The following is a 24,469-nucleotide window of genomic DNA, read 5'->3' on the forward strand; positions in this document are numbered from 1 at the left end:
TTGCCATGAACCGCCGCCAATTTCTTGCAAGTTCCGCCGCCATTGGGCTGCTGCCGCGTCAAGCCATTGCGGGATCGTCGATGTATCGCCTGCGGGCCGAGGAGGTCACAAGTCAGGTCCTGCCAGCCGGCGACGGAACAACACGCATGTTGGGCTTCAACGGCTCAATGCCGGGTCCGGAACTTCGTGTGCGACGTGGCGAACGGGTGACCATCGATGTCGAAAATGGCCTGGACGAAGGCACCGCTGTTCATTGGCACGGCATACGGCTTGAAAACAGCATGGACGGGGTGCCGGTCCTCACCCAGAACATCATTGATCCAGGCGATACCAAAACCTACAGCTTCGTGCCGCCTGATGCTGGCACGTTCTGGTATCACTCTCACTACATCTCTCACGAACAAGTCGCCCGGGGGATGATGGGGCCGCTGATCGTTGAAGACGATGAACCGGTCGATGTGGATCATGACATCACGGCCATACTCTCTGACTGGTTGATAGAGCGGGACGGTGCTCTGATCGAGGAATATGCAGACCGCCACAGTGTCGCCCATGCGGGGCTTCTGGGCACATTTGCCCGGGCGTTCTTCTCGCCCAGCGACGTCAGGGTTGGCGATCGGATCAGACTTCGCCTCATCAATGCAGCAACGAACCGGATCTTTCCACTTGCGGTGACCGGGGCCACGGGCCGCATCGTTGCCTTGGACGGTATGGCCCTGCCTGAACCACGCGCGTTCGACCAAATCATGATGGCGCCCGCGCAGCGGGTCGATCTTGTTCTCGATGTGTCAGGTGCGGTGAAGCTGGACATGATGAGCAGGCAAGGCCCCTATGAGCTTGGCACTATTGAAGCCGAAGGAATGAATGCGGCCCGTCAACCTGCACCCATCGCTGCTTTGCCTTCACATGCAATTCCCGTGGCCGCTGATCCCAGCAAGCATCTGACGTTGCGCATGATGGGCGGTGCGATGGGTGGGCGTCACGGCGGTGACAACATCTGGGCTTTCAACGATGTTTCTGATCTCCAATCTGCGCCTTTTGGGGCATTCAAACGAGGCGAGACGGCAAAGTTCACATTGGTGAACGACACGTCCTTCCCGCACGGCATCCATCTACATGGTCACCATTTCTATGAGTTGGGTGAAGACGGCAGCTCAGGAGATCTCAGAGACACTACGCTGGTATTTCCCAACCAGAGCCGCGACATCCTTTGTACCTTCGACAACCCGGGCAAGTGGATGCTGCACTGTCATATGCTCAGTCACGCAGTCGGGGGCATGCGAACATGGGTGGAGGTCGTATGAGACGGCTGGCGGCAATTTTTTTGGTGTTGGGAACTCCGGGATTTGCCGATCATGAGTTGTTGGACCGCGATATCATCGCGGGTCAAACGCTCTACCAAGCGCAATGCGCCGCGTGCCATGGAGCGAACCTTGAAGGGCAGCCAAATTGGCGATCACCGAATGATGATGGCGTATTGCCGGCCCCGCCTCATGACGAGACAGGGCATACCTGGCACCACGACAATCAGCTTCTGTTTGAATACACAAAGCTTGGAGGTCGAGGTGCTCTGGCAACCCGGGGCGTGACTGATTTCAACAGCGGTATGCCCGCCTTTAAAGGTGTCATTTCTGACGACGAGATTTGGGACATTTTGGCTTACATCAGATCAACATGGCCTGAGCGGGTGCAAGAGATGCATGCCAACCGTAACCCGCCGCACTAGCTTGGCCGCTCACTGAATTTACAAGTACGTGACAGCTCCCTTTTGATGCAGTCGTTGGCGGGCTATGGATCATCACACCCTTCCAAAAGCGCATATCGGCTCAGGCCAAACCCGCGTCACTTCGATGACGGGCTGGTCGCGTGTACGGGATGTCAGGGGTACGCGTTTCCCAGGCTCTGATCATGCCGCGACTTGCACCACCATTTCCACCTCGATCTGAAGATCCGGACCTGCCAAGGCGGCCACGCCGATGCCGGTCAGGCTTGGTTGTGCGCCGTCGAGGAACCGCAGGATGCCACCCATGGCGCTGTCTTGGGTATCGTCCCGCAGATCGGTCAAATAGATGTGCATCTGGACGATGTCGTCGGTCGATGCCTGAAGGGCTTCGAGCGCTCCTTTCAGGTTCTCGACGACGATAGCGGTCTGTTCGGCCAAAGACGCCGGTGGGGGTGTTCCGTCAGGTCGCCAGGCCACCTGACCTGACACGAAGGCCAGCGCGCCCGGACGCACAATCGAGATTTGCGAGTACCCGACCTTCCCGGTGTCCGGCAGGGCTGGTGGGTTCATACGATCAATTGAAGCGGACATATCTGCCTCCTTTGCTGGTTGTCATGGCAAAAGACTTAGACATTGCGAGTGGCGAATTGTGTTCGCCCCAGTCCCGATCAAAATGCTACAATTGAACATGATCGGATCGAAGGTGAATGACATCCTCCTCTTTCTTTCGGTGGTTGAGACCGGAAGCTTCGTTGGAGCGGGCAAGATGTTCGGGCTATCGCGCTCGACTGCCGGGAAGGCCATAGCACGTCTTGAAGAAGGATATGGCGCCCGGCTTTTGAACAGGAATACACGCGCGCTGGATCTCACCGAGGAGGGAAAGCGCCTCTACGAACATGGGCAGGCCATTCGTGAGGCGATCGAGGCCGCTGACGACAGTATCGCCAGTGACAGTGGGGTCCCGCGCGGTGTTTTGCGCATTACGGCGCCTGACGCTTTGGGACGCAGACTGTTGCTGCCGACGGTGCGCCGGTATCTGGAAACCTGGCCTGAGACACAGATCGAGATGGCGCTGTCGGATCGGGTCGACAACATCATCGAGAAGGGCTTTGATCTTGCGATCCGGATCGGTGTGAGCGCGCCCGACCAAGGGTTCATTGCGCGGACACTCATGCGGGATGAAGCGATCTTATGTGCGGCCCCGGACTATTTTGATGGGCGTGACCGTCCCTTGAACATCGAACAGCTCACGCGTCACGATCTGCTTCAGTTTGCCAGCCGCGGCGAGCGGCAGGGCTGGCATCTGCAAGAGGAAGACGGCACCTGCGTCCGCGCCCAGGGTCAGGTCCGCCTACGACTCGACAGTGCCGAAGCGCTGCGTGCCACGGCTTTGGATGGTCTCGGTATCGCTTTGCTACCGCGGCTTCTGGTTGGGTCCGACATTGCAGAGGGCCGTCTTGAGCGGGTTCTGCCTCGGCTCAGCCATGGCCAGATTCCAATCCTCGCACTCTATCCCCACAAGCGTCTGCTGGAGCCGCGTGTCCGTCGTTTTATCGACATGCTTGGTGAGGATCTCAAGGCGCTTAGTTCAGGCAAAGCACGCTAACGCATCTGATAGTCCTTGCGATGCAGAATTTGGGAGTGATTTGGGCTCTAGGGAGCGCTGGCTACGAAATGCTTGAACGGCGGCTTTGAGCCCAAACTCACCGATGCTGCGATACCCATAAATGTCAGCATTGTGTTGGAACTGGCAAAGATATTGATGTGCCACTAAAGGTTGGGGACACTCAAACGGTCAGGGCTGTAGAACACAAAAAATGATCTATCTCATTATTCCTATCGTCATGTTTTTCATTTTGAGTGGCTTAGCTTTTTTCAGTTTCAAATTCGCATCCACCCACCAAAGTGAGGGTCAGGATTCTGAACCAGCACGTCGCGGTTGTCTTTTGACACTGGCAAGCCTGTTGCTTCGGCCTGTTCCGGTGATCTTCGCCTTTTATCAGTTCGGATTTGAGGCGGCTGTCCTCTTTGCGCTAGCTATATGGTTGATCCTTCGTTGCTTCGGGCTTTACACAGGGAAAACCCGGTCAAGCGCGGATTTGCGACTATCCGTTTTACCGATCGGAGCGATATTAACGTTGTGCACCGGGAACTTCATCTACTTTCAACTTATTCCGAGTGCTTGGTGTGTGCTGTCCGGTTTGGAGCAATGCGTCGGATTAGTGCTAAAGAAAGTCCACCTGTTCGCTGGTGACAGTGGCGAAACGGTTTTTTCAGAAGATGAAACAAAGTTGGCACGTTGGGGCATAATCAGTGCTAGTCTTGTCGCTCTATTGATCAGCGAGTATGTGCGGCACAACTTTTCGCTGTCTAGCTGGGTCTGGTATTACGGATATTTACGACTTGAGCTTTTGCCGATCATGTTGGGATCAATCGCTCCTGCAATGATCAAGATGTTTAAAAGGTCAGAAAGTGAACCGAGATAGCCTTGTGCCTGGGGTATAAGGCCGACCGTTGTTGTGGCTTCACACAACTAGTACATCTGTCTTTCGCTTCCCTTTGCGGCCATTGGCGCAAGCGCAGCGAATTGGCACTTCGTCCGCATTTGGCAGGTTCGTTTGGTATTCGGCTTTGCGGACGCAGCGAATGTCCGGTGTGACGGGCCGCATCGCAGCAATCTGACGCAGTGTTCAAGGTCGTCCTGGGGCCGAAGAATGACATCGTTGGAGATAGTCGGCGGCTGGTATCCTGCTATGCCACCAAGGTCGGCGTTGAACCCAACCTGTGAATTCGAGTTTTCTGCTGCGCACGCATGCATCGTTACGATCGTCGCTATCCGGCGCTGCGTATTCCCAGAGAGATGCCGCAGTATTTTCAATAGTAATACCGCAGGCCGACAGTGAAATGGATACGCAACTCCGGCCGACGCCAACCCATGCAAAACAGGGCAGGCTTGTCGGACCATTCGAAGAAATTTTCTTCTATCGAGTGCCTGGTTAGCAGAGTTGCGTTTTGCGCCAGTTGCCCGGTTTCCCGCGCTCTGCTGAGCCAATTGAGGTAAGGTCACCGCCCACATATTGACGCGCACTGATTTGCGTCATCTGCTTTTCGGGCTAAGACGTTCCAGCCTTTGCCAAATCGATAAATGCCCGCAATCGACGCGTCATATGTCGCTTGCTTTGGTAGTTGATCGAATAGCGAGGCATCGGTGCGAGATGAGATCTGAGCACCTCGATCAAGTCATGGTTCGCCATGTAAGGCGCAGCAATTTCGCGGTAAACATAAGCCAGCCCCAATCCTTGTGAGGCATAGTGCAGAAGTGAGCGCATATCGTTTGCGACAAGCCTTGGCTTTGGCTGAACAACGAATGATCCATCCGGTCCCTTGAAGCCCCATGGAGCCAACCGATCACCTTGTCCAAAGGCGTAACAGATGGTGTCGTGTTCCATCACATCGCTCGGATGCATCGGGGTCCCGCGTTGCTCCAAATAGCTGCGGGCGGCCAAAATTGTCATGTTCAATTCTGGTCCAACGGGTACCGCGTGCGTATCCGGGGCCATCATGGTTTGGGATCGGATCGCCGCATCAATGCCGGATGTCAGCAGGTCCACCTTTTTGTCATCGTAGATGACCTCTGTCTGAACGGTCGGATAGGCCGCTGCAAAACGGGCAATCAGATCGTCGAGGAAAAACGGCCCCGCACTATAGGGGGCTGAAATCCGCAATGTCCCACTCACCTTGCCCTTTTCTTCGTCCAAGGCGTTGATCGCCCCTTCAAGATCGGTAACGGCGGGCAGGCTGCGTTTATAGAACTGTTCGCCGATTGGCGTCAGCGCGACCGCGCGCGTGGATCGTTCGAACAACCGGACACCTAGCCGGTCTTCAAAACGCTGAATGGCCTCGCTAACGGACGCGGGGGCTTGGTTCAGATGTTCTGCGGCGGCGCGGAAACCACCACGACGAGCAACTTCGACAAATACGCGGATATCTCCGAAGCTGTTCCGACTCATTGTTTGTTTTTCCGATCACTATGTAAGGAAAAGGGCGGGTTATCCTTACGCTACCAGTCCCCTAACTTCATGGCAAGCCACAGAAACAAGGAGCTTGCCATGACAGCCACTACTGAGATTTTCGTTTTGAAGATGAAGGACGGCGCGCATGTTGATGCGGTCCGCGAGGCTGCGCGCACGGATTTTGTGGCATTGGACGGTGTCACGTCTTGGGAAACGCTGGTGTCCGTCGATCCGAACAAACCGACGCTTTACACCGACATCTTCACGTTCCCGGATCATGAAACCGCCAAACACGTGACCCCTCAATTCGCAGAGCGGTCCGCAACCCAAGCCTTTCTGGCCGAAATTGACGAAATCATCGTTGGCCAGTTTTTCAAAGCTCACAACCCTCAGACAACGGAGTAGACCCATGAGCGTACGTACAGAAATCGAAGCCGTCATCAACACCTGGAACGGCGGCCTGGACGGCGGCGACATCGAGCAGATGGTCAGCACTGTTCACCCCGACACCGTGACCGTGAATGAACGCCAACCCGTCACTGTCGGTGCACAAGCCATCCGTGACAAATACAACCCCCGCATCGCGGCGGCGGAAATCACATCCGGTTTCGACATCGAAACCCTGACCGAATTTGGCGACACCGTTGTCGTCGTGGGCCGCTTCTATGGCACCATGAAGATGCGCGACACCAGCGATGTGCGCAGCCCCGAAGGCCGTCTGGCTCTGGTTTACCAGCGGGATGAAAACGGTGCGTGGAAGATGATCCTCGACATGGACAACAACGGTCCCCAATGAACCGCGCTGGCCGCGCCAGACAAGGCGCGGCCGCCTCTCTCCGCCCAGCCGGAATTTCACAGGAGTTCGAGATGTCTGCGCTTGAGATCGTCACCAAGGAAATCGTCGATTTGCATGATTTCTTCACCCGGTGGTTCAACGGCACCGTGGACCGTGCACAGCTTGCCCCCAAGTTCCTGTCGCATCTGGATGACAACGTCATCTTCATCCCGCCAGAAGGACACATCCTGACGGGTGAGATGCTCAAGGGCGGGTTCGACAGCGGCTATGGCTCGAACACCGATTTCCGCATCCAGATCTGCGATGTCACCATCCGGCAGGAAATCGGGGATCTGGTCATGGCGACCTATACCGAATGGCAGGTCGGCGCCACGCAGTCGGCCCACAAGAATGCCCGCGTCACCAGCGTTCTGATGAAAATGACCAGCCCTGTCACGTGGCTGCACATTCAGGAAACCTGGTTGCCCGATAACGTGCGCGACACCGGTTCCTTCGACTTTTAATCCAAACCAACCAGAGGCTTCCCCATGTCCCAATATATCGCAAAACGTCCCCGCGACATCGCGGATTGCGTCAGCGCCTATCTCCAGGAAGGCGATCTTGACGGTATCACCACCATGTTTCACCCCGACTGCCAGATCTTCTTTCCGCCTGATCAACCACCACTCACGGGGCTGAGCGGTGCACGCAAAGCGTTTGAGGAGTTCATTGAGCTCAAGCCGGCCATCAAAAGCGATGTGTTCTGCGAGGTGATCAATGGCGACGTCGCCCTGCTGCGCGCCAATTGGAGTGTTGTTGCGCCAGATGGCTCGCTCATGGCCGAAGGGCAGTCCACAGAAGTCGCCAAAAAGCTCGAAAACGGCGGCTGGGGCTACCTGATCGATTGCCCGAACGGCCCGCCCGCATTGTCCTGATCACAACACGACCGGAGGATTGCCATGACCGTCAAACATTTCCACGAAGGTGAGCTGCGCCTGCAAAACCAGGTTGGCATGCGCGAAAAGATCGATGTGCTGACCAAGCACCTGATGTGGGATCACATGCCGGATCAACACCGCGAATTTTTCGAAGGGCTGGAATATATCTTTCTGGGCACGGTGGATCAGGCGGGCCTGCCCCACGCCACGATCCTGACTGGACCCCAAGGGTTTGCATCCTCCCCTGACCCCAAGACGTTGACCATCAGGACAGACGACCGCACTGGCTTGCCTGCCTTTGATGGGCTTGCCATCGGCCAGCCGGTCGGTGTCTTGGGGCTGGATTTGTCGAACCGGCGGCGCAACCGGATGCACGGGCGCGTGTCAGCGATAGATGATGGGCAGATCAGCATCACGGTTGTTCAGAGCTATGGCAATTGTCCGAAATACATCAGTCTGCGGGATATCTCTGTCCGTAACCTGGCCCCTGCACCGGCCACTGCGACGCCGCGGCCTCTGTTGGAAGCCGCCGATATCGACTTGATCGGGAAGTCGGACACCTTCTTCATCGCATCCTATGTGCAGGACGGCTCTGGCGCGCCCTATGAGGGGGTCGATGTCAATCACCGTGGCGGGCAGCCGGGCTTTGTGTCCGTGGACAGTGCCACCCAGATCACGATCCCCGACTACCGCGGCAACGATCTCTACAACACCTTTGGCAACCTGCTGCTGAACCCGGATGCGGCCCTGTTGTTCATCGATTTTGAAACGGGCGACCAGCTGCACATGCACGGCACGGCTGCGCTGATCGAAGATTCTGACGCAGCCGCAGCCCATCCCGGTGCCTTGCGTCTGTTGCAGGTCACAATCACGAGTGTGACCCGCCGCAAGGCCGCCACAGGGCTGAGGTGGCAATTCATCGAAACATCGCCCGTCAGTCCCGACCTGAGCCAGCACTAGGAGCCGAGCAATGCCTCTCAAAATCCTCGCTTACGGCGCGAACGGCGCCCAGATGTCCGCAGGCACCCAAGCGCTGGTCGACGCAGGCCATGCGGTCCGCGCATTCACACGCTCCCCCAAGGGGGCAGAGCGTTGGCAAGCCGCAGGGGTTGATGCGTTCACGGGCGACATGGCCGATCTGGATGCGCTGCGCCGCGCCAGCGAAGGGCAGGACGCTCTGTTTATGCACGTACCCCTGATCACCGACCCAAATGATGACCGCAACGCCTATGGTCTGAATGCGCTGCGGGCCGCCAAGGACGCAGGGATCACGCGGGTTGTCTGGAATACCGGCGGGCCGATCATGGATCCGTCCTCGACCACCGATCCCGGGGCTGTGCTGTGGCGCACATTGCAAGAGGATGGGTTTTCCTTCCTCGGGCTGGTGCCGATCACCTATATGGAAAACCTGCTGGGGCCCTGGACCATGGAAGGGCTGAGGCAGGGCAAGCTGCTCTATCCGACCCCGGAGCCTTTTAAGATGCAATGGGGTGCTGCCGCCGACTTTGGCCGCGTCGCGGATAAAGCATTGCAAGGCGACCTGCCCAACGAGGTTTTGCGCCTTGGCGGGCCTGCTGCATTGGACGGCGATGATCTGGCCCGCATCATGGGCGAGGCGCTGCGGCGGGACCTGACCTATGACGTCATGACGCCCGCTGCGTTCGAGGCCCAGCTTTCGATTATGGCCGGAGCGCGTGTCGCTGGCATGATCGCGGGCATGTATGGCGGCGTGCAGGCCAACCCGGATCAGTTCCAACCCGGTTTTCTGACCGACCCCTCGGAGATCGAGGCCCGCTTCGATCTCAAACTGACATCCTTTGCCGACTGGGTGTCAGATCATCGCCTTCACTTCACCCAACAAGGATAGTTTCATGAAGCTCTATACTCACCCTCTGTCCGGCCACGCCCACCGGGCTACTGCGATGCTTTCACTGCTGAATGTCGCGCACGACGTCGTCATCATGGACCTGCAAAGCGGCGCCCATAAGCAACCCGACTACCTGAAAATCAGCCCGCTGGGTCAGGTGCCCGCGCTGGTCGATGGCGATGTCATCTTGCGCGACTCCACATCGATCCTGACCTATCTTGCCATGAAATACGACGCGGACCGCACATGGCTACCGACTGATCCGGTCACAGCTGCCCTGATCCAGGAGTGGCTGGCCACAAGCGTTAAGGAAGTGTTCGAAGGGCCCTGTGGCGCCCGCATCTCGAAATTCTTTGGTGTGCCAATCGACTATGACGGCGCCGTTCAGAAGACAAATAGCCTGATGAAAACCATGTTCGAGCCGCGCCTGGCCCAGCATGACTGGCTGGTAGGAGACGCGCCGACCATCGCGGATGTGGCGAACTATGGCTACATTGCTGCTGTCGAGGAAGCAGGTGTTTCATTGGCGGATTACCCCAATGTCAAAGCATGGCTGGCACGTCTGGAAGCCTTGGAAGGTTTCCCGAAAATCCAGTCCGTTGCCGAAATCATGGGAACAGCCGCCTAAGGCTGTTCCAGAGCGGAGCAGATTCTCGTGAGCAAGATCAAGATCATCTATGGGCACGACACCCTGTGTGGTTGGTGCTTTGGTTTCACGCCAACGTTGGATGCCTTTGCTGCGGCACACCCGGATGTTGATATCGACGTTGTTCCGGGTGGGTTGGTCAAAGGGGAACGTGTGGGCAGCTATGCCGACATGGCCGATTACATCGCCCAAGCCGAGGTTGATATGACCCGGGTCACGGGACGCGCCATCGGGCAACCGTTCCGGGATATGTTGCACCGTGAGGATGCTCCGCTGAGCATTTCGGCGCCCCCCAGCCATGCCATCCTTCAAATGAAAGCGTTGGCGCCCGATCGGACGCTGGAATTTGCACATGCCATTCAGGATGTGCATTTCCTGGAGGGTAGGGACCTCAATGTCGCAGAAACCTATGACCAGATTTGCGCAACACACGGGTTTCCCAGGCTGGATACCGATGCAATCGTCGGCGCCACCGAAGACACTTCTCTGGTCGCGGAGAGTTACGCGCTATCCGCGTCGCTTGGCATTCAATCCTATCCGACAATTCTCGTCCTAACGAATGAGGGGAAGCTATTGGGTCAAATCGACTCCGTGTACGATCTCAAGACCTTTGAGGCAGAATTCAAACAGATTGTGATGTCCAAGACGGTAGATCATATTCGTGCGCTCATGACCTAGATCGAAGTCCAGACATGTGGGCTGGAGTGACAGCGGACCATTCTGGTACGGCCCGTTACTTCAGGCAGCATGTGGCACCGCCAAGATATCTGGCAGGGCCACGTCCCGCGAACCGACTGATGTTGTGATGTCGAGGCGTAGCGCAATTTAGAAAAGCCAAGCTGATAAGGTGGTGACCAAATACTAGCAAAATGCAAAATAATGAAATTCGAATTATCCCGATAGTTTCTAAAAGCAATAAGAATATCTTCTTTGGCATGACAGAACCGCTCGTTCTTCTGACTGCCAACCCCATTGCGTTGGGTACGGAAAACGAGCCAGCCAAAGGAGAATATTATGAAACATACACTCACGGCAGCGGGCCTCGCGCTTGCAAGCTTGATGACGTCGCCCGCTTTCGCCGGCGACGTGCAGGTCGGCTACGAGACGGTGGACGGCGTCAAGATCTTCTATCGTGAAGCGGGAAACCCGGAAAACCCTGCGATTGTCCTCTTGCACGGCTTTCCAAGCTCTTCACACCAGTACCGCCATTTGTTGGACGAACTGTCTGATGACTACTACCTGATTGCGCCCGACTATCCCGGTTTCGGCGCGAGCGATTTTCCGTCACCTGACAGCTACACCTACACGTTCGACAACATTGCCGAAACAGTAGACACATTCCTGGAGCAAAAGGGTATCGACACCTTTTCGATGTATCTTCAGGACTACGGTGCTCCGGTCGGTTTTCGCATCGCGACCGTCCATCCCGAACGGATCGAGACTCTGATCATTCAGAACGGGAACGCCTATGAAGAGGGTGTGAACCCGGAGACATGGGCGCCTGTGACCTACCTTTGGGAAAACGGGCGCGATGCGGAATACGAGCAAACGCTGATCCCGAACATTTTCAGTGTTGAAGGGTTGCGCTGGCAGTATACCCACGGCACTCGCAATCCCGATGGAATCCTGCCGGACAACTGGTTGCTGGATCACCAGGCCATGAGTCGGCCCGGAATGCATGACGTCCAGCTTGGACTGATTTACGACTACCGTAACAACGTCGCCAAATATCCTGAATGGCAGGCATACATGCGCGAACACCAGCCGCCTGCGCTGATCGTTTGGGCCAAGAATGACGCGTATTTCCCGGTTGCCGGTGCCGAAGGCTATCAGCGCGACCTTGTCGATGTGGACTACAATATCCTTGATACAGGGCACTTCGCGCTCGAAGAGGATGGTGACGTCATCGCCCTGCGCATTCGGAACTTCTTGTCGAAGCGCTTGTCACAGGCAGACCGGAACTGAACTATGATCTCATAGGGTTTTCAGGCGCAGGCGCTTTGGGTGCCTGCGCCTCATACGATGGAGAGCACGATGCCCGACGCAGATGTAACGATCAAAGAATTGAACAGATATCCGGTCAAAGGTCTGTCGGCGGAGCGACTGCAAACCGTCACGCTAAGTGCGGGTGAAGGGTTCCCTGGTGATCGCCTGTTTGGGTTTGCTCGGTTCAATTCCGGTTTTGATCCCAAACACCCCAAGCCCCTGCCCAAAGATCGCTTCATCGTTCTGCTAAAGGTCGCGGGACTTGCGGGATTGAAGACCGCCTTCGACGATGAGAACGAAGTACTGGATGTTTCCGACGGACAATCACCTAAGACGTTCGACATGAGAGATCCGGCACAGGCGGAGGCCGCTGCCCGTTTTTTGCACGATCACTTGGCTTTGCCCGACGCAGAACCGCCCACATTCGTATCGTCCGCCCCGCATCGATTTACGGACGTATCCGTTGTCTCTCCGCAGATGATGAACGCGATCTCTGTCTTGAACCTCAACTCTTTGCGCGACATGGAAAAACGGATCAGCACGGAGCTGCACCCGGACCGCTTCCGGGCAAATGTTGTGATTGATGGATTGCCACCCTATGCGGAACTGGACGCTGTCGACAGAACATTGGCGTTTGGAGATGTGACGTTTCGTATCCTGTCCCGAACAAAGCGCTGCGCGGCGACCGAGGTGAATCCAAAGACAGCTGAACGCGACGTGAAGGTTCCCTATCTGCTCCGCAAAGAGCTCGGCCATATGGATATGGGTGTCTATGTCGAAGTTGCCGCCGGCGGGGTGTTGAACATTGGGAAGACGGGAACCTTATTGTGAGGGTGGTCCAACACGCACGATAGTCAGTTCAGTACTGAGGTCGCCCGTAAGCGATCTTTCGCGAGTTCGATGAAAGTGCGGATCTTGGCAGGCGCCCGACGCCCTTCGACATGCACAAGGTGGATCGGGAGGGGCGCGGGTTCGAATTCTTCCAGCACGGTTTGTAATGTGCCGTCCTGCAGATCCGGGCCGACCTGGTAGGACAGGACACGGCATATCCCCCAGCTCCGTTTGGTCACCGATATGGCTGTGGCGACACTGCTGACTGTCAGGCGCGGACTGATCCGAACGCCGTCCTGCATGTCTTGGCCAAAGCGCCATTCATTCGTCGGGCTGACAGGCGAGGCTGCAACGATCTGATGCTTTTGCAGATCCGCAGGCGTTTGAGGGATGCCGTTCGCTTCAAAATAGCCTGGTGTTCCGCAGACGATCCGCCGCACCTGGCCAACACGCACGGCTGCAAGTCCGGACGAGGGCAACTCGCCGATCCTCACGGCCAAATCAAACCCTTCTTCGACCATGTTCACAATCCTGTCGACCATGAGAACATCCGCGCTGACCCCCGGATGGGTGTCTAGAAACTCGGTAAGGATTGGTGCGACGTAGATGCGACCAAACTCGTTGGAACAAGTGATCCGGAGCTTGCCCACCGGATTCGTGGCGGCCCCTTTTGCTGCATCGTCTGCGGCCTGCATCTGGTCAAGGATATGCCGCGCATCTTCAAGATAGGCTTGTCCAACCTCTGTCAGCCGGACCCGGCGTGTCGTGCGGGTAAAGAGCCGCGCGCCGAGCCGGGCTTCCAATGAGTTAATGCCACGAGTCGCCGATGGGGCGCTGAGCCCGACACGCCGTGCACCCTCCGCAAAGCTTTCTGCCTCCGCGACAGCAATGAAGACCTCAAGACTTTGGATGCGATCCATGGGGCAAGGCTCCTACAGATATATGTCATTTTGCGAAATAATGAGTTTCACATTTAACGCATTAATTCGACAGTTGGCATGTTTTATCAAGAGTGTAAGCGCAGCTCAGCGCTATGAGCATTTGAGATAGAGAGATCACCCCATGACGCAGGAACCACCCCGCCATCCGCTTCCACCGTTCAGCAAAACGACGGCAATCGAAAAGGTTCGACTGGCCGAAGACGGTTGGAACGGACGCAATCCATCGAAGGTCGCTTTGGCCTACACACCTGACAGTAAATGGCGAAACCGGGCGGAATTTCCGCAAGGGCGCGCTGAGATCGAAGAGTTCCTGACCCGCAAGTGGAACAAGGAACTGGACTACCGCCTGATCAAAGAGCTGTGGGCCTATACCGACAACCGCATCGCTGTGCGCTACGCCTACGAATATCACGACGACAGCGGCAACTGGTTTCGTGCCTATGGCAACGAGAATTGGGAGTTTGACGAGGACGGCTACATGGCCAGTCGTCACGCCTCGATCAACGAAAAGCCTATCACCGAAGAAGAGCGAAAGTTTCGTTGGCAGCTTGGCCGTCGCCCCGATGATCACCCGGGTCTGAGCGACCTTGGCCTTTAGTCTTGAAGAAGAACTGGAAAGAAAATGACCCCCATCAAACTCTATCGCAATCCGAAATCCGGTCATTGCCATCGCGTCGAACTGATGCTGGCGCTTCTGGACCTGCCCTATGAAACCATCGATCTGGACATGGCTAACGGCGCCCACAAGGCTCCGGAATATCTCAAGATCAGCCCGTTCGGGCTTGTCCCTGCCATCGATGATGGTGGTTACACGATGGCCGACTCCAACGCGATCCTGGTCTACCTCGTGCAGACCTATGCAAAGGAGTCAAAGTGGATGCCGCAGGGTCCGAAACAGGCGGCCGAGGTGCAGCGTTGGCTTACGGTAGCTGCGGACAATATCTATTCCGGACCTTGCGCGGCCCGTCTGGTCAAGGTCTTTGGCGTGGATCTGGATCACTCCGCAGCCGTGACGAAAGCGCACGACCTGTTCAAAATGATGGACGCCCATCTGGACGGTCGAAATTGGCTGGTGACGGAGGCGATCACCATCGCGGATGTGGCAGGCTATAGCTATATCGCGCATGCCCCTGAAGGGGGCGTTGACCTGGCACCTTATCCGAACGTACGTGCCTGGCTGGCACGGGTTGAGGCGGAGCCGAAGTTCGTCAGCATGGCGACATCGCCCATTCCCGAACTGGCGTAACCGCCGCTGGCTGGCGTGTCCTACGCCAGCTGCCATCCTTCACGAGAAAGGTCTGTGTCATGGTTGAAATCATCTCTGAAAATCCATTTCACGCAGGTGAGATAGAGGCCCAATCGAGGGCCGGGGTAGAGGACGTCGCCCAATGGGCAGGCGGGTTTATCCGTGACCACCTGCCCGAGCAACATCGCGCGTTCCACACGTCACTGCCTTTTCTGGTCATGGCAGGGGCGGATACCGAAGGTCGGACCTGGGTAACACTGGTTGACGGTGAGGATGGGTTCATCCAATCGCCCGATGCAAAGTCACTGACCCTGGCGACCGACGTGGACGACGGCGATCCGCTGGCAGCAGCGCTTGAGGCGGGAACGGATATCGGTGTGATCGGGATTGAGCTTGCGACGCGCCGCCGGAACCGGTTCAGCGGGCGTGCCCGAAAATCGGAGAGTGGTTACAAGATCGACATCAGTCAGACCTTTGGTAATTGCCCTCAGTACATCCATGAACGGGCCTGGACCCGTGTCGAGCGCGGCGCGCCCGGACTTTCGATTGCAGGCACGACACTGACCCCTTCGCAGGTCGCCTTGATTCAAAGCGCGGATACGTTGTTCATTGGATCTGGTCATCAAAGTGGCGACGACGTCCCTTCGCGCGGCTATGACGCCTCGCACCGTGGCGGTGCGCCGGGTTTCGTACGTGTCTCTGACTCGGGTCACCTGCATATCCCTGACTACGCGGGCAACAACTTCTTCAATACAATCGGCAATCTGTTGATCGATCCACGGATCGGCCTTGTCTTCGTCGATTTCGAAACCGGGACCCTCTTGCACGTCACGGGTCGCGCGACCGTCGATTGGCAACCTCGAAATTCACATGATTTCGACGCGTGGCGCATGATCAATGTCGAGATTGATGCAGTCGTCGAGCGCCCTGGAGCCGTTGCGCTGAGGTGGACGAAGCAGGATCATCTGCTCCACCGCCTGAGGGTCAAGAAGCGTGTGGCGGAATCAAATGACATCACGTCGTTCTATTTGAGCTCTGCCGACGGCCAACGCCTGCCTCCGTTTGAGGCCGGACAGCATCTGCCTATCGAAGTTCAAGTCCCCGGTCAGGTCGGCGTTTCGAAACGCAGCTATTCGCTGTCCGGTGAGCCCGGCGCGGGCGACGGGTATCGCCTGAGTATCAAGCGCGAGGACAAGGGGCTCGTATCCCGTTTCTTCCACGAGCAGATCCGGGAGGGAAGTTTCATTCAGGCCTCACAACCTGCGGGTGATTTTGTCATTCCGTGCGGCAAATGTCCTTTGGTTCTTGTCAGCGCCGGTGTTGGTGTGACGCCGATGATTGCGATGCTGCACGCCGCCAAAGCGGCAAACGGGTCGCGCCCTGTCTGGTTTGTCCATGGGTCCCGGAATGGCAAAGAACATGCCCTGCGCGAGGATGTCGATGCGCTTCTCGCGGACTACCCGGCGGCGCAACAACAGGTGTTCTACAGCCGACCAGAGGATGGAGACAGCTTTGACAAGCGGGGCCGTATCACCGGTCGTTCGCTGCTGGAATTGGGAGTTGGATCTGACGCGCACTACATGCTGTGCGGTCCAGCGCGCTTCCTGTCCGAGATCAAACGCGATTTGGAGGCCGGCGGCGTGCCAGCTTCAAACATTCACTTCGAAACGTTTGGACCATCAGTCTGAGCCGAGTTTCCGAAAGGTCTGACAATATTTTTGTACTGAACTACTTTGCGTTCTTTGCCAGATCGATGAACGCCCGGAGCCTCATCGGCATATTACGCTTTGTAAGGTAGTTGATCGTGTGTCTTGGGCGGGGAGGTACCATGCCTTTCAGAACCTCAACAAGCTGTCCTGTTTCAATCAAAGGCCTGGCGGGGAATGTGTAAGTGTAGGCAAGTCCGATGCCTGACTTGGCGTAGTCTATGAGCGTGTTGATGTTGTTCACAACAACCCGTCGTTTCGGCGCAACCGAATAAGTTTCTCCTTCGTTACCGAAAACCCATGGTGCCGGATTTCGTGCGCTCCCGATCGCAAAGTAAAGCCCGTCATGCTCCAGCAATTCATCAGGGACGTGCGGCGTGCCACGTGTGTTGAGATATTCAGGGGCTCCAACCACGGTCATGTCGAGGTCAGGTCCGATTGGCACGGCATGAGTGTCAAGTTCCAGCATATGCTCAAAGCGGATGACTGCATCGATCCCGGATGTGACAAGATCCACTTTCCGGTCATCATATGTGAGTTCAACACTCGCATCGGGATAGAGGGCACAGTATTCGCACACCAGCTTGTCGAGGAAAAACGGCCCACTGCTCTTGGGCGCATTGAGGCGCAGGACACCTCCAACCGTTCCTTTCGCATCATCAAGTGAGCGAAGGGCGCTTTCCAGATCGTTGATCGCTGGCAAACTGTCCTCAAACAGTTGCTGACCTAGGGTGGTTAGGGAGATTTTCCGAGTGGTACGATCGAACAGGCGGACACCAAGGCGATCTTCAAGGCGCTGGACCGCCTCGCTTACCGAACCGGCACCGAGGTTAAGTCGTTCAGCAGCCGCACGAAACCCATTCGCTTGAGCGACCTCCACAAAGATCGAGATGTCGCTCATTTCGTTCCGCTTCATTGATCTGAAATCCGATCATTATGTTTCAGTATGTTCTATATACCCATTCAATAGGGGCTTTTATCCTTGGGCTCAATACACAGATCCAACGAGGAGACAGACCATGAAATCCATCGCTTCACACAGTAAGACCGCCACCGTGCTCCAGACGCTGCCCATCGCAGGGTGGGGCATGACGGGCGCTGCACTCGCCTTTACCATGATGATCACCGCCGGGTCTGCACATGCGGCTCCGACAAGCTATGGCTATGAGAACGTGGAGGGCATCAAGATCTTCTATCGTGAGGCAGGCGATCCTTCGAAACCCAGCATCGTCATGTTGCATGGCTTCCCAAGTTCGTCTCACCAATACCGGGATCTGATCACAGACCTCAGCGACGACTATCATGTCATCGCACCTGATTATCCGGGCTTTGGTTCAAGCGACTTCCCAACGCCCGACACTTTTACCTACACCTTCGACAACCTTGCTGACGTCATGGATACGTTCATTGAGCAACGTGGCATCGAAGAATACTCACTTGTCATGCACGACTATGGCGCGCCTGTTGGGTTCCGGATCGCCTTAGAACACCCCGAGAGAGTTTCCGCTCTGCTGGTTCAAAACGGCAATGCCTACATCGAGGGCGTAAGCCAGGCTGCAACAGAACCTTTGCAGGCGCTGTGGGAAAACCGGACCGACGAGGCTGACGCAATGGTCGCGGCCAATCTGTTCACGGTCGAGGCGCTACAGTGGCAATACACCCATGGCACGCGTAACCCCGAGAGCATCCTCCCCGACAATTGGCTGATGGATTACGAGCGTGTTCAGCGCCCGGGGCAGTATAAGGTCCAGTTGGACTTGCTGACGAACTACACCTCCAACATCGAGGCCTATCCGGCATGGCAAGCGTATCTCAGGGAACACCAACCGCCAGTTCTGGTGACTTGGGGCAAAAATGATCCGTTCTTCACGCCTCCCGGTGCCGAAGGGTACGCACGTGATGTGAAAGACATCGAGATACACATGCTGGACACCGGACATTTTCCATTGGAAGAAGATGGACCTTTCATCGCCGAGACAACCATCGAATTTCTGAAAGCACGCGGCATCGAATAGCTTTTCTCGACCGTGCGCACTGCCTGGTGTCATGATCTGATGCAGCCAAATCTCGATTTGGCTGCATATCTCGTTGTGTTCGGAGCGTGCCGCGAGGTTAGAGGCAAAGCGTCTGCAATCTCTGGAGCCTCACAGATTCAAATGGCGATCTGAGCCGCTCATTCCCGCAGCATCAAAGATCCCACAAATCATCTCCACATGCCTCATTGACCCAATGACCGCGTTCGAGTGTCTCGATCTGGTCTTTGAGAAAGGCAATCTCCTTGCGCTGCGCTATGACGGTTTCTTCCAAAGCTTGGACTTGTACCGCACGCGGCGTATTTTCAGTCTTCAGGTCAGACATGTCTGGTACTCCCTTGTATGAGGAACCCTCGGTTTGGGTATGTGGACAAAGTATCAAAGATCCGGCTTGCGAAGCAGGATGACCGACCCTTGGCCGCCATCCGCGCAGACCGATACGATGGCATGAGAACCCGGGGCTTCTGCCATCATCGAGGCAGCGCAAACCAGCACGGAAGAGAAGCCGAGTACACTTGGATCAAGCCCGGCTTCGAGCCATGCTTCCCGTGCGATATTTGACACAGACGCGCTTGGGATCATTTGACCCCAAGCGACGAAGTCGGGTGTCGCACCCTGCGCCATGGCCTGCAAAACGGGGATCGACAGCGGGGGGGAGTTTTGGGTTGCAAATTCTGCACCCGCTTTGACGAACGATGTACGGACCCCGGGGACAATGCAACGTTTCATGGCTTGTCTCAAATCGAGCTTGGGCCGAGTGGAATGTGTACGCGGTCAATTTGATCTGGCCGCGTACACTTTTTCATAGACGCAAGTGCATGCGCGTCAGGCTGCCCGAGACGCTTTCACGTGCGGGAAGTCGACTTCGACGTCGAAAACCTCGAACATGTAGTTGGTCAGGACGTTGATCGCGACATGAGAGACAATCTCGACGAGTTGGCCATCGGAATATCCGGCCGCGCGAACAGCATCGACGTCGCGTGCGTCAACCTGACCTCGGTTTTGCGCGACCTTCAGCGCGAAACGCACAGCCACGTCGGCTTTCGCATCGTTGGATGAACCTTTCCGGTTTGCTGCAAGCTCGTCTTCATCCAATTTGACAAGGTTCTTGCCCAGATATGTGTGCGCGCTGTTGCAGTAGTCACAGCCATTGTGGTTCGCGATTGCGAGGGCGATGCGCTCACGCGTCGCTGCGTCAAGTTCACCCTTACCAAGAGCGCCGTTAAGGCCAAGGTATCCCTCCAGCGCAGCGGGACTGTTGGAAATCAGGCGAAATCCATTCGGTGCAGAGCCGAGCATTTGCTTGACACCGTTCAGCAGCTCCTGGCTGCCTGCGGGAGCATCTTCGATGGTTGCGGGGGTAGGTATGCGTGACATTGGGACTTCCTTTCTTAGTATCATTTGCGCAGATCGCGCGGTTCGAGTTCGAGATAATGAAGCTTGACGGCAAAATAATATGCGGCTCGTGAACTGCTTTATTTCGCCGTGTGACTGTTATTTGCGGAGTTTTGGCCGCATTCTGGCTGGCTCGCTTACGAGAGATCGCGAATTCAGAACTTGGGGGAGGCACATCCGCTGGGCGTGTGACGGGGCAGGGGGGAGCCTGCGCCGTCAGTCTTCGCAGACTTTCGAAACAATTTGGAAGCGGCCGCCGCTCAGCCCCAACTTTTGATGTGATCCGCGACGCTGGTGAGTTTCACGTCAAAGGTGGCTTCCAGTGCCTTCGTATCGATGGCCATTGTGTCACCGTCGAGTTTCGCAATTGCTCCATAAAGATCGCCAAGGGCAAATGCAGCGCCTGGGCTGCCTAATGCGTCGCCAACACGCTGGCCAAACTCCTCCGGGGTCATGGGGTCGAATGTGACGTCGCGCGCCAGCCAGTTCCCCATCAGGCCTGCCAGCTCGGTACCGGTCAACGCATCGGGTGTGCCGATCTCGAACGATTGTCCGGCCAGATCAGGACGGGAAAGGGCCGCCACAGCCAAAGTCGCCTGGTCCTTTTGAGAGGTCCACTGCATCTTCATGTTGGGGCCGACGGGCGGATAATCCAATTTGCCTTCTGAGCGGAGGAGCGGCAGGAAGATCTCGGGCTGGAGGTTCTCCAGATACACTGCGGATTGAAGCACAATTGAAGGAATGCCGGAGTTCAATACCGCACCCATTCCTTGGGTTGTGGCATCGACAATGACCGAAGAGGGGAAGCGGTCGCCCGACGGACCACCGGTTACGAAGACCAGCAGGGGCAGCCCAACCTTGTGCGCTGCGCCAAAAAACGCCGCAGCCCAATTTTGGCTGTCGTCTGGACCGCTGGGCATTGGGAAATGCAGGAATGCCGCATCAACACCTTGAAGGGCTTCTGCAACAGCATTTTCATCAGCCAGATCTGCGGCAACGGCGATGGCATCGGGGTGGGTGGCCTTGATCTTTTCCGCATCTCGCGCAATCGCACGGACGGTGTGGCCTTTGGCCAAAGCTTCGCGGACAACGGGGGCACCTTGAGCGCCGGTTGCACCGAAGATGGCGACGGTTTTGGTGGTTGACGAAGTCATATCTTGCTCCTTTCGATTGTCGCTAGACGGTTTCTAGTTCTTTGGGGTTTGAGGGGACGGCCTTTGCCCGGCCGTAAAACGATTGATGGTCAACCTGTGTGACGTCATCATCTGCTACTCTGAGGACTGTCGGGACGCCGCGTGAGCCAACCGCGCTCATCCATGCTTGCGCTTGGGCAGAAATCTTAGCGGCTTCGGCGGCGAGTTCTGGTGTACCGACACGCTCGGCCTGATCGGCTGGAACACCTTCTGCGATCAAGGCATCCACGATGGCCTGCCGATTGGACGAGGACATGCCTTCGCCAAAGTGCAGATTTTCCAAGCGGCGCCTAAGGGCAAATTCTCTTTGCGGACCTTGGTCATGGATCAAGGCAGCTGCCTGTGCTGGCAGCCCGGATTCCAGTATTTCGGTCTCTGAAAGAGCGATCTTTGATTTGAACGCTTCCGAAAACACCTGTCCGGTCAGTGCCTGGACATGAGGAATGGTTTGCAGGATCTGCGCGCCTTTTCCTTCGCTCATCTTGGGAGCAGACGCACCTTGAAAAAGATGACGGTGCAAAACTTCCACCTCAGCATCCGTCTCGATCAAGGCGTCGAAAACGGGGGATGCGCCGTAGCACCAGCCGCAGAATGTGTCGTAAATCACTATGAGTTTTTCGTCTGGCATCGGAGCCTCCTGTCTGGTTCTCACCACAGGTAACCCGCTGCTTTCGTCAACATAAGGCAAAGTGAATTGAAGCACTGTCAGTGAAAAGCTAACAGTTTGGTATGAGCCGTCGATATAACCTGAATCGCCTAAGTCACTTCGTAGCCACTGTAGATGCTGGCACAATCACCGGTGCCGCTGAGGCGCTTGGGATCAGCAAAGCTGTGGTCAGCAAACAGCTTCAGCGGCTCGAAGAGGATGTCGGAACACCACTGCTCTTGCGCAATACACGTCACCTTCAACCGACCGCGGCGGGGCGGCAGTTCTATGAGGATGCAAAATCAGCGTTGACACAGGCCAACAATGCCTTTGAACGTGTTCAAGACAGGGACAGGGTACCGAAGGGCACTTTACGCATTACGGCCCCAGTGGATTTTGGGGTCTCTTATGTTGCTCCGTTTCTGGCCAAATTCCAGGACACCTATCCCGAAGTCATGGTGGATCTGCATTTGTCAGATGGTCTTGTCGACATCATTGAAGACCGTTTCGATCTTGCCTTTCGAATTGGTTGGTTAACCGACTCTAGCAACTTGGCGCGCAAATTGCTGGACTTTGAAGTGATCGCCATCTGTTCGCCCACAACAGCCGCGCGTGCCAATATCCGCGAACCGGAGGACCTATCAGAGATTCCCTTCGTCCAGAGCAGCGTCATGTCCGGAAGAACAGAATGGGTGTTCGAGAAAGACACTCAATCCAAAGCTGTATCTCCGAACGTCATTTCTGAGATCAACATCACACTGGCAATGGTTGCCCATGTCATGAACGGGTATTGCTATACCGTGCTTCCGGACTTTTTGCTGAAAGACGACTTGCGACAAGGGCGGTTGAAACGTCTGCTGCCGGATTGGTCTTTGATGAAGGGTGGCGTGTACACCGTGACACCGCCAAACCGCGTGCGCTCAAATGCGCTTAAGCGTTTCTTGGAGTTGGCGCATCAGAACATCTCAGTATAGCGCGTTTAGATCGTTCGCATTTGGCTGACACTTATTCCGTACAAACTCTATTTAGCTGACAACCGCCATCTCATACCTTTTGGATAACCCTGGCACCGTCGTGTCAGGTTTCAGAAAAGAGGATGAGCCAATGGAACTGGCAGGTTGGGATCGCGAAACGTCACCCTTTCACTCGGGGGAGCAGGAGCTGCAGGATCGGCTGGGCATCAAGGTCAGCAATTCCTATTGGTATTAGAAACTGGACGGCCCTTGTCGGCACGGTGGGCATCTAACAAGATCACTGAGTGGCGATGCATCGCTGGGGTCTTACCGGCGGAAGATGGTCGTGAAAAAACCCTAAGCGATACTCGCGGGACTGCCGCGACACGGTTGCTCAACGCAGGCCTGACGCTGGCTGAGATCGCAAACTACATGGGGTGGTCCGTTCGCTATGCCGCTCAAGTTATTGAATACTGTGCAACTGTCTCGCCGAGTGAGTCGATGGCCGTTTTGCCTAAGTTGCAAGCGGCAATGGGACGTAAGAGTTCTGTGAACTTGTAAACGCAACTGTAAACGCCCTGCAGCGGCACAACATAGGAGAAAGCTAAGTGCTTGAAAATAAATGGAGGCGAGTACCGGAATCGAACCGGTGTACACGGATTTGCAATCCGCTGCGTCACCACTCCGCCAACTCGCCGTCCATGGTGTGTGAGCGGCGATAGACCATTAAAACGGGCCGTGCAAGGCTGTCTGGCCACGATGCGCCGGAATTCTACGCCATTGGCCACCTGCTGCGTTGCCCACGCGCGCTGACTGTGGCACATGTAAGCAAAAGAACCTGAACGAATGAGTTTAGCTGTAATGCCCGACTTCTCGACCCGGCGCACCATGATGGTAGACACGCAAGTCCGTCCCTCTGATGTGACGAAGTTTCCGATCATTGACGCAATGCTGACTGTCCAGCGCGAGGACTTTGTTCCGGTCGCGCAGCGCGAGACCGCGTATATGGGTGAAAACATTGATCTTGGGGAAGGGCGTGTTCTGCTTGAGCCGCGCACTTTGGCTAAGATACTGGATGCGCTGGATATTGCTCCTGACGAGCTGGTGCTGGATGTTGGATCCGCGCTTGGCTACTCGGCTGCCGTTATTGCCCATATGGCGCAGGCCGTTGTCGCGCTGGAAGACAACGAAGCCATGGCGACGGAGGCGCAAGATGCGCTGATGTCTGCGGGTATCGACAACGTCATCACGCATGTCGAGGCGTTGGAAGTTGGCGCAGCAGAACACGGTCCCTACGACGTAATTGTTGTTGAAGGGGGGGTGACCCAAGTGCCGGGTGAACTACTCTCTCAACTGAAAGACGGTGGACGCATTGCGGCCCTGTTCATGGACGGTCCGTTGGGAGAGGTTCGGATCGGATACAAGATAGACGGTGCGATGTCGTGGCGCCGGGCATTTAACGCAGGGGCTCCGGTTCTACCGGGGTTTGAAAAACAAGACGCATTTACGCTCTAGTCCGAAAAACATCGGGCAGTTGGATCACCAAGAGGCAGGTTGAGATGATAGGCAAGTTGGCG

General features: G+C 56.2%; 29 protein-coding genes and 1 tRNA gene. 20 read left to right on the top strand and 10 right to left on the bottom strand.

Annotated features, from left to right (window positions below):
- Nucleotides 1–5 precede the first annotated feature (5 nt).
- Nucleotides 6–1,304 carry a multicopper oxidase family protein gene (locus tag Q1A51_RS06970; protein WP_299598281.1) on the top strand — a complete coding sequence of 433 codons (1,299 nt, stop codon included), beginning with the start codon at nt 6–8 and terminating at the stop codon, nt 1,302–1,304.
- The gene (locus Q1A51_RS06975; RefSeq protein ID WP_299598278.1) at nt 1,301–1,726 is read left to right on the top strand and encodes a cytochrome c; all 426 of its coding nucleotides are present in this window, start codon (nt 1,301–1,303) and stop codon (nt 1,724–1,726) included. The genes Q1A51_RS06970 and Q1A51_RS06975 overlap by 4 nt, the downstream gene beginning before the upstream one ends.
- A 180-nt stretch (nt 1,727–1,906) precedes the next feature.
- On the opposite strand, the gene Q1A51_RS06980 is transcribed toward Q1A51_RS06975, so the two are convergent.
- Nucleotides 1,907–2,314, bottom strand: a complete 408-nt coding sequence (locus Q1A51_RS06980) for a RidA family protein (RefSeq protein ID WP_299598275.1) — start codon at nt 2,312–2,314, stop codon at nt 1,907–1,909.
- A 97-nt stretch (nt 2,315–2,411) separates the two neighbouring features.
- On the opposite strand from Q1A51_RS06980, the gene Q1A51_RS06985 reads away from it, so the two are divergent.
- Both Q1A51_RS06985 and Q1A51_RS06990 read left to right on the top strand, forming a co-directional pair.
- A complete protein-coding gene (locus tag Q1A51_RS06985; RefSeq protein ID WP_299598272.1) occupies nt 2,412–3,329 on the top strand; it encodes a LysR family transcriptional regulator in 918 nt (305 codons plus the stop codon).
- 211 nt (nt 3,330–3,540) lie between these two features.
- Nucleotides 3,541–4,209 carry a hypothetical protein gene (locus Q1A51_RS06990; RefSeq protein ID WP_299598269.1) on the top strand — a complete coding sequence of 223 codons (669 nt, stop codon included), beginning with the start codon at nt 3,541–3,543 and terminating at the stop codon, nt 4,207–4,209.
- Between the two features lie 627 nt (nt 4,210–4,836).
- On the opposite strand, the gene Q1A51_RS06995 is transcribed toward Q1A51_RS06990, so the two are convergent.
- Nucleotides 4,837–5,733 carry a LysR family transcriptional regulator gene (locus Q1A51_RS06995; RefSeq protein WP_299598266.1) on the bottom strand — a complete coding sequence of 299 codons (897 nt, stop codon included), beginning with the start codon at nt 5,731–5,733 and terminating at the stop codon, nt 4,837–4,839.
- A 99-nt stretch (nt 5,734–5,832) separates the two neighbouring features.
- Between Q1A51_RS06995 and Q1A51_RS07000 the strand changes: the two genes are divergently transcribed.
- From Q1A51_RS07000 to Q1A51_RS07045, 10 genes are all read left to right on the top strand, one after another.
- Nucleotides 5,833–6,141 (top strand): hypothetical protein, encoded by a 309-nt coding sequence (locus tag Q1A51_RS07000; RefSeq protein WP_299598263.1) that lies wholly within the window; start codon nt 5,833–5,835, stop codon nt 6,139–6,141.
- Nucleotides 6,142–6,145: 4 nt separating this feature from the next.
- Complete coding sequence (locus Q1A51_RS07005; RefSeq protein ID WP_299598260.1) at nt 6,146–6,532, top strand: DUF4440 domain-containing protein; 387 nt, start codon at nt 6,146–6,148, stop codon at nt 6,530–6,532.
- Nucleotides 6,533–6,603: 71 nt separating this feature from the next.
- Complete coding sequence (locus Q1A51_RS07010) at nt 6,604–7,035, top strand: hypothetical protein (protein WP_299598257.1); 432 nt, start codon at nt 6,604–6,606, stop codon at nt 7,033–7,035.
- A gap of 24 nt (nt 7,036–7,059) precedes the next feature.
- Nucleotides 7,060–7,446 (top strand): nuclear transport factor 2 family protein, encoded by a 387-nt coding sequence (locus Q1A51_RS07015; protein WP_299598252.1) that lies wholly within the window; start codon nt 7,060–7,062, stop codon nt 7,444–7,446.
- A 24-nt stretch (nt 7,447–7,470) separates the two neighbouring features.
- Nucleotides 7,471–8,409, top strand: coding sequence for a pyridoxamine 5'-phosphate oxidase family protein (locus Q1A51_RS07020; protein WP_299598249.1), 939 nt, complete (start codon nt 7,471–7,473; stop codon nt 8,407–8,409).
- A gap of 10 nt (nt 8,410–8,419) precedes the next feature.
- Nucleotides 8,420–9,316: an NmrA family NAD(P)-binding protein gene (locus tag Q1A51_RS07025; RefSeq protein WP_299598246.1), complete on the top strand. Its 897-nt coding sequence runs from the start codon at nt 8,420–8,422 to the stop codon at nt 9,314–9,316.
- A gap of 4 nt (nt 9,317–9,320) precedes the next feature.
- Complete coding sequence (locus Q1A51_RS07030; protein WP_299598243.1) at nt 9,321–9,944, top strand: glutathione S-transferase family protein; 624 nt, start codon at nt 9,321–9,323, stop codon at nt 9,942–9,944.
- Between the two features lie 27 nt (nt 9,945–9,971).
- Nucleotides 9,972–10,640 (top strand): hypothetical protein, encoded by a 669-nt coding sequence (locus Q1A51_RS07035; RefSeq protein WP_299598239.1) that lies wholly within the window; start codon nt 9,972–9,974, stop codon nt 10,638–10,640.
- A gap of 336 nt (nt 10,641–10,976) precedes the next feature.
- Complete coding sequence (locus Q1A51_RS07040; RefSeq protein WP_299598236.1) at nt 10,977–11,927, top strand: alpha/beta hydrolase; 951 nt, start codon at nt 10,977–10,979, stop codon at nt 11,925–11,927.
- 69 nt (nt 11,928–11,996) lie between these two features.
- Nucleotides 11,997–12,779, top strand: a complete 783-nt coding sequence (locus tag Q1A51_RS07045) for an MOSC domain-containing protein (protein WP_299598233.1) — start codon at nt 11,997–11,999, stop codon at nt 12,777–12,779.
- Between the two features lie 23 nt (nt 12,780–12,802).
- On the opposite strand, the gene Q1A51_RS07050 is transcribed toward Q1A51_RS07045, so the two are convergent.
- On the bottom strand, nt 12,803–13,699 hold the full coding sequence (locus Q1A51_RS07050) for a LysR family transcriptional regulator (protein WP_299598230.1): 897 nt from the start codon (nt 13,697–13,699) through the stop codon (nt 12,803–12,805).
- A gap of 142 nt (nt 13,700–13,841) precedes the next feature.
- Here Q1A51_RS07050 and Q1A51_RS07055 point away from each other — a divergent pair, with 142 nt between their 5' ends.
- Genes Q1A51_RS07055 through Q1A51_RS07065 form a run of 3 tightly spaced genes read left to right on the top strand, consistent with a single transcriptional unit; the run spans nt 13,842 to nt 16,654 of the window.
- Complete coding sequence (locus tag Q1A51_RS07055) at nt 13,842–14,318, top strand: nuclear transport factor 2 family protein (RefSeq protein WP_299598226.1); 477 nt, start codon at nt 13,842–13,844, stop codon at nt 14,316–14,318.
- 24 nt (nt 14,319–14,342) lie between these two features.
- Nucleotides 14,343–14,966 (top strand): glutathione S-transferase family protein, encoded by a 624-nt coding sequence (locus Q1A51_RS07060; protein WP_299598223.1) that lies wholly within the window; start codon nt 14,343–14,345, stop codon nt 14,964–14,966.
- A 59-nt stretch (nt 14,967–15,025) separates the two neighbouring features.
- A complete protein-coding gene (locus Q1A51_RS07065; protein WP_299598220.1) occupies nt 15,026–16,654 on the top strand; it encodes a pyridoxamine 5'-phosphate oxidase family protein in 1,629 nt (542 codons plus the stop codon).
- 40 nt (nt 16,655–16,694) lie between these two features.
- Here Q1A51_RS07065 and Q1A51_RS07070 read toward each other — a convergent pair whose 3' ends face one another.
- Entirely contained in the window at nt 16,695–17,588 is an 894-nt protein-coding gene (locus Q1A51_RS07070; protein ID WP_299598217.1) for a LysR family transcriptional regulator, read from the bottom strand.
- A gap of 103 nt (nt 17,589–17,691) precedes the next feature.
- On the opposite strand from Q1A51_RS07070, the gene Q1A51_RS07075 reads away from it, so the two are divergent.
- The gene (locus tag Q1A51_RS07075; RefSeq protein WP_299598214.1) at nt 17,692–18,687 is read left to right on the top strand and encodes an alpha/beta hydrolase; all 996 of its coding nucleotides are present in this window, start codon (nt 17,692–17,694) and stop codon (nt 18,685–18,687) included.
- A gap of 172 nt (nt 18,688–18,859) precedes the next feature.
- Here the strand turns inward: Q1A51_RS07075 and Q1A51_RS07080 are convergent, their stop codons facing one another.
- From Q1A51_RS07080 to Q1A51_RS07100, 5 genes are all read right to left on the bottom strand, one after another.
- Nucleotides 18,860–19,030, bottom strand: coding sequence for a hypothetical protein (locus Q1A51_RS07080; protein ID WP_299211716.1), 171 nt, complete (start codon nt 19,028–19,030; stop codon nt 18,860–18,862).
- Between the two features lie 53 nt (nt 19,031–19,083).
- Nucleotides 19,084–19,434, bottom strand: a complete 351-nt coding sequence (locus Q1A51_RS07085) for a hypothetical protein (protein ID WP_299598210.1) — start codon at nt 19,432–19,434, stop codon at nt 19,084–19,086.
- Between the two features lie 96 nt (nt 19,435–19,530).
- Complete coding sequence (locus tag Q1A51_RS07090) at nt 19,531–20,082, bottom strand: carboxymuconolactone decarboxylase family protein (protein WP_299598207.1); 552 nt, start codon at nt 20,080–20,082, stop codon at nt 19,531–19,533.
- 278 nt (nt 20,083–20,360) lie between these two features.
- Nucleotides 20,361–21,254, bottom strand: a complete 894-nt coding sequence (locus Q1A51_RS07095) for an NmrA family NAD(P)-binding protein (protein WP_299598204.1) — start codon at nt 21,252–21,254, stop codon at nt 20,361–20,363.
- Nucleotides 21,255–21,276: 22 nt separating this feature from the next.
- The gene (locus Q1A51_RS07100) at nt 21,277–21,996 is read right to left on the bottom strand and encodes a DsbA family protein (RefSeq protein WP_299598201.1); all 720 of its coding nucleotides are present in this window, start codon (nt 21,994–21,996) and stop codon (nt 21,277–21,279) included.
- Between the two features lie 26 nt (nt 21,997–22,022).
- Between Q1A51_RS07100 and Q1A51_RS07105 the strand changes: the two genes are divergently transcribed.
- Complete coding sequence (locus Q1A51_RS07105) at nt 22,023–22,913, top strand: LysR family transcriptional regulator (RefSeq protein WP_299598198.1); 891 nt, start codon at nt 22,023–22,025, stop codon at nt 22,911–22,913.
- 602 nt (nt 22,914–23,515) lie between these two features.
- Here Q1A51_RS07105 and Q1A51_RS07110 read toward each other — a convergent pair.
- Nucleotides 23,516–23,589 (bottom strand) — tRNA-Cys (locus Q1A51_RS07110).
- A 164-nt stretch (nt 23,590–23,753) separates the two neighbouring features.
- Here Q1A51_RS07110 and Q1A51_RS07115 point away from each other — a divergent pair.
- Nucleotides 23,754–24,407, top strand: a complete 654-nt coding sequence (locus tag Q1A51_RS07115) for a protein-L-isoaspartate O-methyltransferase (RefSeq protein ID WP_299599661.1) — start codon at nt 23,754–23,756, stop codon at nt 24,405–24,407.
- The last annotated feature ends 62 nt before the right edge of the window (nt 24,408–24,469 follow it).

Origin of the sequence: uncultured Tateyamaria sp. (assembly GCF_947496075.1) — a bacterium.
Classification (GTDB): Bacteria; Pseudomonadota; Alphaproteobacteria; order Rhodobacterales; family Rhodobacteraceae; genus Tateyamaria.

What these genes read in the sequence shown, in the direction of transcription:
- Q1A51_RS07030 (WP_299598243.1), top strand. Translation starts at nt 9,321, where the DNA reads ATGAAGCTCTATACTCACCCTCTGTCCGGCCACGCCCACCGGGCTACT.
- Q1A51_RS07000 (WP_299598263.1), top strand. Translation starts at nt 5,833, where the DNA reads ATGACAGCCACTACTGAGATTTTCGTTTTGAAGATGAAGGACGGCGCG.
- Q1A51_RS07025 (WP_299598246.1), top strand. Translation starts at nt 8,420, where the DNA reads ATGCCTCTCAAAATCCTCGCTTACGGCGCGAACGGCGCCCAGATGTCC.
- Q1A51_RS07085 (WP_299598210.1), bottom strand. Translation starts at nt 19,434, where the DNA reads ATGAAACGTTGCATTGTCCCCGGGGTCCGTACATCGTTCGTCAAAGCG.
- Q1A51_RS07065 (WP_299598220.1), top strand. Translation starts at nt 15,026, where the DNA reads ATGGTTGAAATCATCTCTGAAAATCCATTTCACGCAGGTGAGATAGAG.
- Q1A51_RS07115 (WP_299599661.1), top strand. Translation starts at nt 23,754, where the DNA reads ATGCCCGACTTCTCGACCCGGCGCACCATGATGGTAGACACGCAAGTC.
- Q1A51_RS07015 (WP_299598252.1), top strand. Translation starts at nt 7,060, where the DNA reads ATGTCCCAATATATCGCAAAACGTCCCCGCGACATCGCGGATTGCGTC.
- Q1A51_RS06985 (WP_299598272.1), top strand. Translation starts at nt 2,412, where the DNA reads ATGATCGGATCGAAGGTGAATGACATCCTCCTCTTTCTTTCGGTGGTT.
- Q1A51_RS07040 (WP_299598236.1), top strand. Translation starts at nt 10,977, where the DNA reads ATGAAACATACACTCACGGCAGCGGGCCTCGCGCTTGCAAGCTTGATG.
- Q1A51_RS06990 (WP_299598269.1), top strand. Translation starts at nt 3,541, where the DNA reads ATGATCTATCTCATTATTCCTATCGTCATGTTTTTCATTTTGAGTGGC.
- Q1A51_RS06980 (WP_299598275.1), bottom strand. Translation starts at nt 2,314, where the DNA reads ATGTCCGCTTCAATTGATCGTATGAACCCACCAGCCCTGCCGGACACC.
- Q1A51_RS07080 (WP_299211716.1), bottom strand. Translation starts at nt 19,030, where the DNA reads ATGTCTGACCTGAAGACTGAAAATACGCCGCGTGCGGTACAAGTCCAA.
- Q1A51_RS07020 (WP_299598249.1), top strand. Translation starts at nt 7,471, where the DNA reads ATGACCGTCAAACATTTCCACGAAGGTGAGCTGCGCCTGCAAAACCAG.
- Q1A51_RS07095 (WP_299598204.1), bottom strand. Translation starts at nt 21,254, where the DNA reads ATGACTTCGTCAACCACCAAAACCGTCGCCATCTTCGGTGCAACCGGC.
- Q1A51_RS07105 (WP_299598198.1), top strand. Translation starts at nt 22,023, where the DNA reads ATGAGCCGTCGATATAACCTGAATCGCCTAAGTCACTTCGTAGCCACT.
- Q1A51_RS07090 (WP_299598207.1), bottom strand. Translation starts at nt 20,082, where the DNA reads ATGTCACGCATACCTACCCCCGCAACCATCGAAGATGCTCCCGCAGGC.
- Q1A51_RS07050 (WP_299598230.1), bottom strand. Translation starts at nt 13,699, where the DNA reads ATGGATCGCATCCAAAGTCTTGAGGTCTTCATTGCTGTCGCGGAGGCA.
- Q1A51_RS07010 (WP_299598257.1), top strand. Translation starts at nt 6,604, where the DNA reads ATGTCTGCGCTTGAGATCGTCACCAAGGAAATCGTCGATTTGCATGAT.
- Q1A51_RS06970 (WP_299598281.1), top strand. Translation starts at nt 6, where the DNA reads ATGAACCGCCGCCAATTTCTTGCAAGTTCCGCCGCCATTGGGCTGCTG.
- Q1A51_RS07005 (WP_299598260.1), top strand. Translation starts at nt 6,146, where the DNA reads ATGAGCGTACGTACAGAAATCGAAGCCGTCATCAACACCTGGAACGGC.
- Q1A51_RS06975 (WP_299598278.1), top strand. Translation starts at nt 1,301, where the DNA reads ATGAGACGGCTGGCGGCAATTTTTTTGGTGTTGGGAACTCCGGGATTT.
- Q1A51_RS06995 (WP_299598266.1), bottom strand. Translation starts at nt 5,733, where the DNA reads ATGAGTCGGAACAGCTTCGGAGATATCCGCGTATTTGTCGAAGTTGCT.
- Q1A51_RS07070 (WP_299598217.1), bottom strand. Translation starts at nt 17,588, where the DNA reads ATGAAGCGGAACGAAATGAGCGACATCTCGATCTTTGTGGAGGTCGCT.
- Q1A51_RS07055 (WP_299598226.1), top strand. Translation starts at nt 13,842, where the DNA reads ATGACGCAGGAACCACCCCGCCATCCGCTTCCACCGTTCAGCAAAACG.
- Q1A51_RS07075 (WP_299598214.1), top strand. Translation starts at nt 17,692, where the DNA reads ATGAAATCCATCGCTTCACACAGTAAGACCGCCACCGTGCTCCAGACG.
- Q1A51_RS07045 (WP_299598233.1), top strand. Translation starts at nt 11,997, where the DNA reads ATGCCCGACGCAGATGTAACGATCAAAGAATTGAACAGATATCCGGTC.
- Q1A51_RS07060 (WP_299598223.1), top strand. Translation starts at nt 14,343, where the DNA reads ATGACCCCCATCAAACTCTATCGCAATCCGAAATCCGGTCATTGCCAT.